We start from the raw sequence: 13,794 nt of genomic DNA on the forward strand, positions 1-13,794 counted from the left end.
TAAGCACTGCTGTAAATCTACGCGCAAGAGAGGGCTCGGAAGAGGTCTAAATAAAAAGCATTTATAAAAAAGGATTTGAACATGTCGAAACACATTCCTATTTCTTTTGAGTTTTTCCCGACCAAAACGGATGCGGGCGCAGAAAAACTGAAAGTTGTACACCAAGAATTACAGCTGCTCAACCCAGAGTTTTTCTCAATTACCTATGGTGCAGGCGGTTCAACCCGTGAACGCACCTTAGCAGCCATTGCAGAATTTAATGGTAAAGGCACACCTGTTGCCCCTCACTTGTCTTGTATTGGTGATGACAAAGCACGTATTGCTGAGTTACTCGACATTTATAAAGATCAAGGCATTGACCGTATTGTGGCGCTGCGTGGTGACTTACCTTCAGGTCAAGTTGGCCTAGGGGAACTACCTTATGCTACGGATTTGGTACGTTTTATCCGTGAACATTCGGGCGATCATTTCAAAATTGAGGTTGCCGCTTATCCAGAAATGCACCCTCAAGCAGATAGTTTTGACCTAGACATTCAACGTTTTTGCGACAAAGCCAATGCAGGTGCGAATGCGGCACTGACTCAGTTCTTCTTTAATCCAGATGCCTACTTCTACTTTGTAGATCGCATTCAAAAAGAAGGCGTGAACATTCCAGTTGCACCAGGCATTATGCCAATTACCAATGCCAGCAACTTGATTCGCTTTGCAGATGGTACAGGCGCTGAGATTCCACGTTGGATTCGTAAGCAACTGGCAACCTATGGTGATGACACTGCCAGCATCAAAGCATTTGGTCATGAAGTGATTGTTAAACTTTGCGAACGCCTGATTGCAGGTGGCGCACCGAGTTTGCACTTCTACACCATGAACACGACTGATCCAACCCGTCAGCTTGTACTAGACCTCGATTTAGCATAAGCATTTAAACTAGATTCATCCTATTTGAGAGTAAAACCGAATGCCTCGTTTTTTTATGGAAGCAGAGCTCAATGTTGATCACACTGTTGAACTAACAGAAACTGTGTTTCATCACTGGGTCAAAGTTTTACGCGCTCAAGTTGGCGATCAAGCCACCTTGTTCAATGGACAAGGCGGTGAATATGAAGTGACCTTAAGTGACGTTGCTAAAAAGTCAGCATCAGTTCAGGTCACTGCTTTTAACCCAACCAATCGTACACCTGCGTTTAAAACTTTACTCGGTCAAGTCATGAGTAAAGGTGATCGTATGGACTATGTCATTCAAAAGGCAGTTGAATTAGGCGTTTCCGAAATTCAACTATTAACGTCTGAACGTTGTGAAATGCGTTTGAAATATGACCGTGACCAAAAGAAGATTGATCATTGGCAAGGCATTGCCATCGCGGCATGCGAACAATGTGGCATGAACATTGTTCCCACTATCCATGCTCCAGTCAGCTTAGACAAATGGCTCGCATCTGAATTACCTACGACGCGACTTGTACTCGCCCCAAATAAAGAAAAACTCGACGTTTTGGCACATGCGACACCAAACATTGCACTCCTCATTGGGCCTGAAGGTGGTTTAAGTGAGGCTGAAATTACAACAGCCAATGAGCAAGGTTTTATTAACTGGTGTATTGGTGAGCGTGTATTACGTACAGAGACAGCACCAGTCGTCGCTTTGTCAATCCTCAACTACAATTTAGTGTTTTAAATCACATAAACAGCCGAGTCACCCTTTTGTTCTGTTAATATATTGATTATGATGTACAACAATATTACCCTTGACTTATATCAAAATATAAATTGATTGTGTTTTACACAATGTATTTAAATTTGAAAAAAGACACAACACAACGCCATTGGGTCATAAAAAAAAATAAGGTTTCGCGATTCATGCCAGATATTTCTACAGAAAATCTTGATCGGCACTTGCAGACTGCGCAAATATCGCATTCCATTAGCCATCTTCGTTTCCTCATCAGTAGTTTACTGATTCTTAATTTTTATATTTTCTGTGCATATCACTATAATTTTTCTCAAGATTCTTTTTATTTTAACCTATGGTTCTTTGTTTCTGAGTTTATTCTCAGCATTTTTTGGCTCGTGAACACCGTGTATTTCAACCCGAAAAATCACTCTGCCAAACATGCGCACCGCTGGATTCAAGGCATTTGTTTAAGTATTGGTCTTTTGGTTGCAGCGGGCGTCGTCTGTATTTACTACTACTTACCCAGCCTATCTGGCAATTTTAACTATACAAATGCCCTACTCTTGTCTGCACTTTTAGTGATCGTCACACAGACCGTTTGCCTTACCTATTTAACGCAGCGCATTAGTTATTTTTGTTTGGTTTTTATTCCCTCCATTAGTCCTTATGTCCTCTCGCAATTTATCAACTTCGATGCCAATCACACTCTTTTTTACCTCACTGTAAACTTTATTCTGATTGTGATTTTGCTTTGTGCCAATGCCACCAACCGTATTAATCAGCACTTATCTCGCCTCTCAATTAAAAATCGAGAGCTGAAAAAAGAAGCTGAAAAACAAGTCGCTTGGACCGATGATTTATGCAAACAGCTACAAAACGAAGTGAATAAATCCAAAGAAATTGAACAACAGTTACAACTGAATAATCAATTGCTTGAACAAAAAGTACGTGAACGAACCTTTGACGTAAATCAAATCAATAAAGACTTAAAAAATAAGCAAGAAAACCTATCGCTTGCCCATGAAATTTCAGGTATTCGTCCTTGGGATTGGAATATTAAAGATCGGCTCATTTCCTTGACCAATCACAAACAAGAAAAAGTACTTAAAAATTCCACAGAGCATCAACTTCAGCTTCAGTATCTAATTCATCCAAATGATATTGCCCCGTTTAAATCTGCAATGAAAAGTCATTTACGCGGTCATTCAGACCGCTATGAAGCCACTTATCGTGTGCAACACAATAACGGGAAATGGTACTGGGTACATGACACGGGACGCGTCATTGCTCGCGATCCAATCAATCAAAAACCGTTACAAATGGTCGGTATTCGACGCGATATTCAACATGAAAAAAGCAACCAAGAACGTCTTCGACTAGCAGCGAGCGTCCTTGAACAAGCTGAACAAGGGATTTTCATCTTAGATGAAGACCTGCGTTATATCGACGTAAATCCGTTCTTTGAGCGTTTGGCTGGCTTTGAAGCTGCACAAATTAATGGCAAACATCTGTTTGATATTGTTGCGAACTATAAGTCGCATCAACGCAGCACACATAACCAAATCATTGGACAGCTCCTAAAAAAAGGCGAATACGACGGTGAACTTAATGAAAAGTTCTTATCAGGCAAAGAGCTGTGTATTTGGATGCATCTGAATGCCATTACCGATGAGCAAGATCGTGTCACGCATTATATTGGTATCGTGTCCGATTTAACCGAGCGCAAACTGCAAGAACAGCGTCTGTCTTATTTAGAAAACTACGATACGCTGACCGACTTACCGAACCGTTTTTACTATAACTATCAGCTTCATCAGTATTTGGTTTCTCAACAAGACAGCATTAAACAACTGGCGATTATTCGACTCAATATTGACCGTTTCCGTCCACTGAATGAATTCTTAAGCAATAATGGCGGAGATGAACTTCTGCGCCAAGTTGCTCAGCGCCTTCGTTTAACCAATGCTGAAGCCTTGATGGTGGCTCACTTAAATGGTGACGATTTTGCAATTGTATATGAGGTCTCTCATATTCGCCCCTCCGTTCAGGAACATATCGATCGCATTAACAAAGCCTTTAGTCTGCCTTTTGATATTTTTGATCAAGAACATATTATTACGCTTTCAATGGGGATTTCGCAGTACCCTGAACATGGTCGTCAACTGGACTACTTAAACAACTGTGCAGAACAGGCACTGAGTGAAGCAAAACGTTTAGGTGGAAATGCGACCAAGTTCTACAGCCTGAGTAATACCGTTGCATTGGAAGAAGGGATTTATTTAGAGCGCGATTTAAGACTAGCGATACAAAACAATGAGTTGGTGGTTTATTACCAACCCAAAATCAACTTTCACAATCAGAAAATTTATGGTTTTGAGGCGTTGGTACGTTGGAATCACCCAACCAAAGGCATCGTGCCGCCGAGTCTCTTCATTCCGATGGCAGAAAAAACCAGCTTGATTTCAGATATTGGCCGCATTGTAATTTTACAAACCGCTAAGCAAATCAAAGAATGGAATAAATTGGGTTTTGATAATATCTGTGTTTCGGTCAATGTGGTTGCCCAACAATTACAACGTGGACAGCTTTTAAAGGACTTAGACGAAGCCCTTGATCGATATAAAATCAGTGGTAGTAGCCTCGAATTAGAAATTACAGAATCCACTTTGGTTGAAAACTCAGAAGCAGTGAAAAACCTCCTTGAAACCATCAAATTGCGTGGCATTCATATTTCTTTAGATGACTTTGGTACAGGTTATTCATCACTGTCTTACCTAACTGACTTCCCTATCGATACTTTAAAAATTGATCGAAGCTTCATTTCAAAAATTGGACACTACAAACAAGAAGCCATTGTGAGCGCCATGATTGCCATGGGGAAAGCCATGGGTATGACCGTGGTGGCGGAAGGAATTGAGACCGAACAACAACTGAGTTACCTACAAAACTTAGAATGTGATATCGCGCAAGGTTATTTATTTTCCAAACCTCTTCCTCAGCTCGATGCTACCCAATATTTAAGAGATCATCTCGACACACCCTCGTATACATAATTAATATAAATCAGACTGTTTTAGCTCTAAGTTTGCCTTAAAAAGCACCAGCTATCACTGGGATATGCCAGCAACTAATGGTATATTCGGTCTTGTCTACTAAAAACTACCAGCTCCGCTGGCTAACCCACGCTACAAAGAGATTCAGATGGACGATCAATCATTAAAACAGCAAGCTTTGTATTATCACGAATTTCCAACCCCAGGGAAAATCAGCGTTACACCTAGCAAGCAGCTGGTCAACCAACACGATTTAGCCTTGGCGTATTCACCTGGTGTCGCAGCACCATGTCTTGAAATTGAAAAAGATCCTTCAAAAGCAGCGCTTTATACTGCACGTGGGAACCTTGTTGCCGTAATCACAAATGGTACTGCAGTTTTGGGTCTAGGTAATATTGGTCCACTAGCTTCTAAACCTGTCATGGAAGGTAAAGGCGTTTTATTTAAAAAATTCGCAGGTGTTGATGTATTTGACATCGAAATTGCAGAAAATGATCCTGACAAAATTGTCGATATTGTTGCTGCATTAGAACCGACTTTTGGTGGTATCAACCTTGAAGACATCAAGGCACCAGAATGCTTCTATATTGAACAAAAACTTCGTGAACGTATGAATATCCCTGTGTTCCACGATGATCAGCATGGTACATCCATTATCGTTGGATCTGCTTTACTGAATGCTTTGCAATTGAATGGCAAAAAAATTGACGAAATTAAAATCGTCGCTTCAGGTGCAGGTGCTGCGGCTCTGTCTTGCCTAGATTTACTTTGTGCCATTGGTGCAAAAAAAGAAAATATTATTGTTGCAGACTCACGAGGTCTACTTACAACAAAACGTGAAGGTCTAGACGACTCTAAAAAACGTTATGTACAAGATGTTGAAGGCACTCAACTGGCTGACGTGATTGCAGGCGCAGACATGTTCCTCGGCTTATCTGCTGCGGGTATCTTAACCAAAGAAATGGTTAAGTTGATGGCGAAAGATCCGATTATCTTCGCACTTGCCAACCCAGATCCTGAAATTCTGCCTGAACATGCACATGAAGTTCGTGATGACGTGATCATGGCGACAGGTCGTTCAGACTATCCAAACCAAGTGAACAACGCACTTTGCTTCCCTTACATTTTCCGTGGTGCTCTTGATGTAGGCGCAACAACGATCAATGAAGAGATGAAAATCGCATGTGTCTATGCAATTGCGCGTATGGCACACATTGAAGCAGATGCAGCATCTTATGGTGAAAAATCAGCATCTTTTGGTCGTGACTACCTTATTCCACGTCCACTCGATCAACGTCTGATTTTAGAAATTGCACCTGCTGTTGCACAAGCGGCCATGGATTCAGGTGTTGCAAGTCGTCCAATTCAAGACTTCTCTGCATATCGTCAACGTCTTTCTGAGTTTGTTTATAACTCAGCACTGATGATGAAACCTATTTTTGCTCAAGCAAAATCTGACCCGAAACGTATCGCATATGCTGAAGGTGAAGACCTACGCGTACTTCGTGCAGTACAAATTGCGGTCGATGAAGATCTTGCAAAACCAATCTTAGTTGGTCGTACTGCGGTTATTGAAGCGAACATTAAAAAGTTAGGCTTACGTCTTGAACATGGTGTGAACATCACTATTGTCGATCAAGAAAAAAACCCTGACTATGAATTGTTTGCAGATGACTACTACACACTTATGCAGCGTAAAGGTGTAACACCTGAATATGCGCAACGTGAAGCACGTCGTCGTTCAACCTTGATCGCATCGATGTTGGTGAAACATGGTAAAGCAGACGGCATGCTATGTGGTACGTATTCAAGCTACGACATTCACTTAGACTTCGTGAAAAACATCATTGGTAAAAAAGAAGGTCACAACTCTTTCTTTACATTGAATGCTTTAATGCTTGAAGACCGTAACCTGTTCATTGCTGACACTTATGTCAACACCAACCCAACAGCTGAACAGCTGGCTGAAATGACAATTTTAGCCGCTGAAGAAGTACGTCGTTTTGGTATGACACCGCGTGTTGCTCTACTTTCTCACTCAAGCTTCGGTTCAGATCAAACTGATCCAAGCGCGCAAAAAATGCGTAAAGTGTTTGAAATTTTGACGCAAATCGCGCCAGAACTTGAAGTTGAAGGTGAAATGCATGCGGACGCGGCATTGGATGAAAACATCCGTAACTTTGCATACTCAAACTCGCGCTTCAAAGGTTCTGCGAATCTATTGATCATGCCAAACTTGGATGCAGCCAACATTTCATTTAACCTGTTGAAATCAACTTCAGGTAATAATGTCACCATTGGCCCTATCCTACTTGGCGCAGCGAAACCAGTTCATATTCTTACACCGACAGCAACAACACGTCGTTTAGTGAATATGACAGCGCTGACTGTAGCGGAAATTCAAGAAGCGGAGAAAAACGGCGACTAATTGTTTGTCGTTATACACGTATCTTGTGACTTGAGAAAACCTCTATTCTGTAGCATGATGGCTGCAAGAATAGAGGTTTTTTCATGCAAGTTTATTTAGTAGGCGGTGCGGTCCGAGATCAGCTTCTGGGTCACCCCTATCACGAAAAAGATTATGTAGTTGTCGGTGCAACGCCTGAACAACTGCTTGCCCAGGGTTTCCAACCTGTAGGTAAAGATTTTCCTGTTTTTTTACATCCTGAAACCAAAGATGAATATGCACTTGCCCGCACCGAACGTAAGTCGGGACAGGGTTATCATGGCTTTGAGTTTTATACCGACAGTACCGTTACCTTAGAACAAGATTTAATTCGACGCGACCTTACCATCAATGCCATCGCCATGGATGCGGAAGGTACACTGTATGACCCCTATAGCGGCCAACGCGATTTAGAGCTCCGTGTTTTAAGGCATGTTTCTGATGCTTTCGTAGAAGACCCGCTACGTGTCCTCCGTGTTGCACGATTTGCTGCACGTTATAAAACCCTAGGATTTACGGTGGCCAAAGAAACGTTGGCACTGATGCAGCAACTCGCAGACTCAGGTGAACTGGAAGCACTGACTCCTGAACGTGTTTGGAAAGAAACCTCTCGTGCTCTGATGGAAGATCATGCCGATGAATACTTTGAAGTGTTACGTCGCTGTGGTGCTTTAAAAGTGCTTTTTCCTGAAATCGAGGCTCTTTACGGTATTCCACAGCGCCCTGAGTATCACCCTGAAATTGACTGTGGTATTCATACCATGATGTCCTTACAGCAAGCATGTCGTGCCAACTATGCACTGGATGTTCGTTTTGCTGTTTTAGTGCATGACTTAGGCAAAGCTTTGACACCTGTAGATGAGCTACCACGTCATATCATGCATGAAGAACGCGGGGTCAAACCTGTGACTGAGGTGTGTGAACGTCTAAAAGTCCCAACGCAGATGAAACAGCTCGCTATTACGGTCTGTAAAGAACATTTGAAATGTCATCAAGCCCTGACCTTAAAACCAGGCACTTTGTGGCGCTTACTTCAACGCTTAGATGTACTACGCCGCCCAGAACGGGTTGAAGCCTTTGTACAGGCCTGTGAATGTGACTCACGTGGTCGTTTAGGGCTTGAGGATCGAGAATACCCACAGTCTGCATATATTTTAAAGGTGATGGATGTGGTGCGAAATATCAAAGCACAAGACCTACCTGCGGATATCAAAGGTCCGGATATCGGTGAAATGCTGATTGAACGTCGAATACACGCGATTGGAGAGCTAAAGGCTCAGTACAGTTAAACCTTGATCGACTTAAATAAAGCGCCACAATCGGCGCTTTATTTAATTTCACTTAAGAAATGGATGCAGGAAAGGTAATCACCTTTTCCAACTGCATGTGTTCTGTTGCAATCATTAACAAACGATCCACACCTAACGCAATACCTGCACATGCGGCCATTTGAGGCAAAGCAGCCAATAAAAACTCATCAATTGGCATCACATGTAAGCCTAACTTTTCACGTTCAGCATTATCGGCTTCAAAACGTGAACGCAACACCTCCGCGTCGATCAACTCATCATAAGCGTTGGCGAGTTCCAAACCTTCAATATACAGCTCAAAACGTGCTGCAACCCATTCACCGTCTTCATCCGTTTTAGTTTTGGCAAGCGAGGCCAACTCTGGCGGAAAATCGGTTAGAAATACGGGCGTATCAAAACCTAGACTTGGCTCTACAAAATGTGAAAACAGTAAATCGATATAGCCAAGGCGGTCATCACCCAAGTCCAAATTTAAACCCACGCGATTACAGCAGTCTTTTAATTCTTTCAAACTGGCTTGCAGTGGGTTCAAATCCAAGCGATCCATAAACGCATGTTTATAGCTTAAAATGGTAGGACGAACCTCATCAAAACGTTGCTTTAATGTGACATTCAATAAGTCTGTCACTTCAAACATCAAATCCTTCAAACTGAAATTCGGTCTATACCATTCCAGCATGGTAAATTCACTATTGTGTTTACGACCATGTTCATCATCACGGAAAACTTTACAGATTTGATAAATCGGCCCACTACCACTGGCCAATAAACGCTTCATGGCAAACTCAGGTGAGGTCTGCAAATAATGTGTTTGTTGCTTACCTTGTACATGGCGCTGTGCTTGAACTGAAGCCAAATGCACATCGGTCACACCAGCTTGAGATAAAATCGGGGTTTCAACCTCAAGCACTTCACGTTCAGCAAAAAACTGGCGAATTTGGCTATACATTTGCGCGCGAGCACGCATGGCTTTTAAGTCACAGGTTGGCTGATAATGGATCATGTCCTGACTCATGCCTTCGGTCCTCCGTGTGCAGCCCATTCACGGCGTAATGGATAAGTTTTTCTTAAATGATCAAAGGCTTTTTGATCGATCATCCCCTCTTTTAAGCAAGCACGTAAGGCTTGGTCATCTCGTGCAATCGGGTAGATTTCATTTAAATGCTTTTGAAGTGCAGATTTCAAATCTTGCCCTTCAAAATACTGCGCGCACACAGGCAACTGCGACTCGAAGCTTTTATCTGCTTCAAATTGGAAAGTTTTACAGAAAGCCTCATAGATCATTTGTGTACCACGCGCTTTGCCTTCTAAGCTATAACCTGCGATATGTGGCGTCACTAGACTCACAGCTTTCAACACTTGTTCAGAAATCACAGGCTCATGTTCAAAGACATCTAATACCACTTTGCGCTGCGTTTTTTCGATGTCGGCCAATAAAGCTTGCTCTTCAATTACAGGTCCACGCGCAGAATTAATCAATATTGCTGTCGCTTTCATCGCAGCGAAAGCTTCGGCGTTGAACAAATGGTAGGTTGGATGTAATCCTGTTTTGGTTAAAGGCACATGCAATGAAATCGCATCGGCAGTACTTAATAAGGTATTTAAATCGACCTGCTGAATCGTATCTTGCTGTACAAAAGGATCATGACCGATCACATTCCAGCTCAATAGTTTGGCCATATAAGCTAAGCGAGAACCGACATTTCCTAGGCCAATAATGCCCAAAGTAAAACTTTCTTTAGCGTTCAGCAATGCTGGATTGAGATGGAGTAAAGCCGTAATTACATATTCAGCCACCGCCTGCGCATTACAACCTGCGGCATTCGCCCATTGAATATTCTGTTTCTCAATGGCTTCAATATCTAAATGGTCTGTACCAATGGTTGCACTACCCACATATTGAAGTGTGGTGTTATTGATTAATGCTGGATTGACTTGAGTTACGGAACGCACCAACAGTGCTTTGGCATCTACAACATCGGCATGTGTTAAAGTACGCCCTGCTTTGTGCTCAATTTCACCAAATTCGGCAAAAAAATAATCGGTAAATGCGAGATTTTCATCTGCCACGATTTTCATAATGTCTTCCAACGCTTTGTTGACTCTATGATAACCGTTGCACAAGCTCAACACTATGTTGCTCTGCAATACATCTGAATAAACAGTCACGATGTTTCATCTTCATGGTAAAAAACCGAATCCTTGAAAGGCTGGTTTAATATAGATTGGCTTTGTTGCATAAATATTTTGCAAGATATTGATTTTTAATGAATTTTCGAAAATTTCAATAAAAAATAAATATAATAAAACCATAGTTTTAGGTATTTATGAAACAAAGTTCACTGCCACTGACAATGTAATTTTTTTCAACAGGCTCAGTTCCAACATGTACACCCATGTGTACACCCCAAACAGTCGGAGTATCAGACATTTATTAACCTTAAATACTTGTAATTTATGCCGATCAGCATATCTTAAACAAGGGTAAATTTGAATATGAGTATTATTGTGGGTATCGTTTCTGAGTTTAAAAAATTTGATGCTGATCTAAAAAATCCAAACTGGTCAGTATCCTCAATTAGCTCTAATAATGAACTAATTGTTAGTTTATGGGGTCATAAACCTTTAATGTCCAAACATCCAACTGAAAGAAAACAAGTTTATCGTGACCGTATTGATAGATGGTCTGGTAATGGACGTAATGAATTTAAGAAAAACCTTGATCTTGCATTAGAAGAAAAATTAAAAATTAGACCAATTATAGCTATGCTCGATAAAAGCTCGGATTTTCAGAATATTTTAGATGGTAAAGATGGCAGTCAATACCCCAAAAGATTTAATGCAAAAACCGATTGGATCGGTGAATTAACTATTTGGGACGGTATCCAATTTGAGATTGTATTTAGTCTTGAACAATAATTTAAACTCAAACCAAGTTTTTATTATGCTTACTACAGGCTTACGTTGCATAAGCCTAGAAACAACAAAGCCCTGAGGATGTCAGGGCTAAGTCGTTGATATTTGGCGGAAGCGGTGAGATTCGAACTCACGGAGGGGTATAAGCCCTCGTCGGTTTTCAAGACCGGTGCATTAAACCGCTCTGCCACGCTTCCATGTGCGCCATCATACGGAGCTTTTGTTTCAATGACAAGTGAAAATTCACCTTGAAGCAACCAACTGCATATTGTTTCATCAAACGTTTACAATTTTGCAGCAACTTCTGCACCTTCACGAATGGCACGTTTTGCATCTAACTCAGCTGCGAGTTTAGCACCACCAATAATGTGATAATTGGCTAACGTATTTTGCTCAGCACTTGGCATCAGATCTTTCACTGACTCCTGTCCTGCACACACAACGATGGTATCGACACGTAACAATTGATCTTGTCCTGCCAAATCTATCCAAAGACCTTCATTAGTCACTGCTTTATATTGCACCCCACGTAGCATTCGAACTGCATGTTTTTTCAACTGTGCACGGTGTACCCAGCCTGAGGTTTTACCTAAGCCGGCACCCAATGCAGAGGTTTTACGTTGCAATAAATAAATCTCACGAATAGGCGGATGAACTTTTGCAATCTGCATGCCCCCTTCAGAGACATAATTCGGGTTTGGATCTACACCCCATTCACGTTGCCAATCTGCAAGCGGTTGTGGCTGAGGTTGATGCTCTGGTTTCAATAAATACTCAGACACATCAAAACCAATCCCCCCAGCACCAATCACCGCAACTTTTCGACCGACAGGTGCGCCGCGTAACACTTCTGCATAAGACAAAACTTGCGGTAAGTCACTCCCTTCGATACGTAATGCACGTGGCACAACACCTGTTGCAATGATAATTTCCTCAAAGCCTTCACGCTCAAGCTGCTCACGATTCACCTTGGTGTTTAAACGTAAGTCGACGCCAGTTTTTTCAATCTGTACTTTGAAATAACGAATGGTTTCATGAAACTCTTCTTTACCCGGTACAACTTTTGCCAAGTTGAACTGACCACCCACCTCATGACTTGCTTCAAACAAAGTCACTTGGTGACCACGACTGGCTGCAACCGTCGCGGCCGACATACCTGCGACACCACCACCAACAACAGCAACTCGTTTCGGTTGTTTCGCTTTCAAATAAACCAACTCTGTTTCAAACGCTGCACGTGGGTTGACTAAACAGGTTGCACGCTGATTTTTAAAAGTATGATCTAAACATGCTTGGTTACAAGCGATACACGTATTGATCTCGTCTACACGATTGGTTGCTGTTTTATTCACCCAAAAAGCATCAGCCAATAACGGACGCGCCATTTGTACCATATCAGCTTTGCCCGACGCTAAAATCTCTTCTGCCGTATCTGGCATGTTAATACGGTTTGAAGCAATCACTGGTACAGCCACGTGCTTTTTCACTTCCGCAGTATAGTCAACAAAAGCAGCACGTGGTACCGAAGTCACAATGGTTGGAATACGTGCTTCATGCCAGCCAATTCCTGTATTCAACAAGGTAATGCCTGCTTTTTCTAGTGCTTGCGCAATAGTAATTACTTCTTGCATAGTGTTACCGTCATGCACCAAATCGAGCAATGACAAACGGAAGCAAATAATAAATTTCTCACCGACTTGTGCACGTATCCCTTTGACGATTTCGACCGCAAAACGCATACGGTTTTCAATCGGCCCACCCCAACGGTCTTCACGTTGATTCACATGACGGCTTAAGAACTGATTCAGTAAATAACCTTCTGAACCCATAATTTCTACACCGTCATAGCCTGCTTTTTTTGCAAGACTGGCACAGTTAACATAGTCATCAATGGTATTCAAAATTTGCTTTTCAGACATTTGACGCGGTTTAAAAGGCGAAATCGGCGACTTGATTGGGCTGGCAGAAACCACAAAAGGTTGGTAGCCATAACGTCCAGCATGCAAAATTTGCATTAAAATTTTTGCACCATGCTTATGTACTGCATGGGTCACTAAACGATGCGGAGCAATATCCCCCAGCGTATTCATCGTCCCGCCCGCAGGAAGAAGCCAACCTTGACGGTTTGGAGAAATCCCGCCTGTAATGATCAGGCCAACACCGCCTTTAGCACGCTCACCGAAGTATGCTGCCAATTTTGGATAATTATAAAAACGATCTTCCAAGCCCGTATGCATGGAGCCCATCACCACACGGTTTTTAATGGTGGTAAAACCCAAATGTAAGGGTTTTAAAATATGTGCATAGCTATTGGTTGTCATCATGAATCCTTATCTTTGGCTTTGCAACTTGTTGCATACTACTTTAGCTGTTTTTTAAATTATTGGGATGACAATT

Annotated in this window: 9 protein-coding genes and 1 tRNA gene; 6 read left to right on the forward strand and 4 right to left on the reverse strand. The window is 42.0% G+C overall.

What is annotated here, in order from left to right; all coding sequences use genetic code 11:
- Positions 1-81: 81 nt before the first annotated feature.
- From metF to AC4MDD_RS11090, 5 genes are all read left to right on the forward strand, one after another.
- Positions 82-918, forward strand: a complete 837-nt coding sequence (gene metF, locus AC4MDD_RS11070; protein WP_491881628.1) for a methylenetetrahydrofolate reductase [NAD(P)H] — start codon at positions 82-84, stop codon at positions 916-918.
- Positions 919-958: 40 nt separating this feature from the next.
- Positions 959-1,675 (forward strand): 16S rRNA (uracil(1498)-N(3))-methyltransferase, encoded by a 717-nt coding sequence (locus AC4MDD_RS11075; protein WP_491881629.1) that lies wholly within the window; start codon positions 959-961, stop codon positions 1,673-1,675.
- Between the two features lie 182 nt (positions 1,676-1,857).
- A complete protein-coding gene (locus AC4MDD_RS11080; RefSeq protein ID WP_491881630.1) occupies positions 1,858-4,725 on the forward strand; it encodes a bifunctional diguanylate cyclase/phosphodiesterase in 2,868 nt (955 codons plus the stop codon).
- 148 nt (positions 4,726-4,873) lie between these two features.
- Positions 4,874-7,153, forward strand: coding sequence for an NADP-dependent malic enzyme (locus AC4MDD_RS11085; protein WP_017397204.1), 2,280 nt, complete (start codon positions 4,874-4,876; stop codon positions 7,151-7,153).
- An 83-nt stretch (positions 7,154-7,236) separates the two neighbouring features.
- Positions 7,237-8,460 carry a multifunctional CCA addition/repair protein gene (locus AC4MDD_RS11090; protein ID WP_491881631.1) on the forward strand — a complete coding sequence of 408 codons (1,224 nt, stop codon included), beginning with the start codon at positions 7,237-7,239 and terminating at the stop codon, positions 8,458-8,460.
- Positions 8,461-8,512: 52 nt separating this feature from the next.
- On the opposite strand, the gene epmA is transcribed toward AC4MDD_RS11090, so the two are convergent.
- Positions 8,513-9,496 carry an EF-P lysine aminoacylase EpmA gene (gene epmA / locus AC4MDD_RS11095; protein WP_491881632.1) on the reverse strand — a complete coding sequence of 328 codons (984 nt, stop codon included), beginning with the start codon at positions 9,494-9,496 and terminating at the stop codon, positions 8,513-8,515.
- Positions 9,493-10,560, reverse strand: coding sequence for a 4-phosphoerythronate dehydrogenase (locus AC4MDD_RS11100; RefSeq protein WP_491881633.1), 1,068 nt, complete (start codon positions 10,558-10,560; stop codon positions 9,493-9,495). The genes epmA and AC4MDD_RS11100 overlap by 4 nt, the downstream gene beginning before the upstream one ends.
- A 417-nt stretch (positions 10,561-10,977) precedes the next feature.
- On the opposite strand from AC4MDD_RS11100, the gene AC4MDD_RS11105 reads away from it, so the two are divergent.
- Positions 10,978-11,400, forward strand: a complete 423-nt coding sequence (locus tag AC4MDD_RS11105; protein WP_005242960.1) for a hypothetical protein — start codon at positions 10,978-10,980, stop codon at positions 11,398-11,400.
- Between the two features lie 103 nt (positions 11,401-11,503).
- On the opposite strand, the gene AC4MDD_RS11110 is transcribed toward AC4MDD_RS11105, so the two are convergent.
- Both AC4MDD_RS11110 and AC4MDD_RS11115 read right to left on the reverse strand, forming a co-directional pair.
- Positions 11,504-11,594: transfer RNA gene (locus tag AC4MDD_RS11110), tRNA-Ser, on the reverse strand.
- An 87-nt stretch (positions 11,595-11,681) separates the two neighbouring features.
- Positions 11,682-13,718 (reverse strand): FAD-dependent oxidoreductase, encoded by a 2,037-nt coding sequence (locus tag AC4MDD_RS11115; protein WP_491882613.1) that lies wholly within the window; start codon positions 13,716-13,718, stop codon positions 11,682-11,684.
- Positions 13,719-13,794: the final 76 nt, after the last annotated feature.

The organism is Acinetobacter sp. CAU_H_29a_1 (assembly GCF_058599505.1).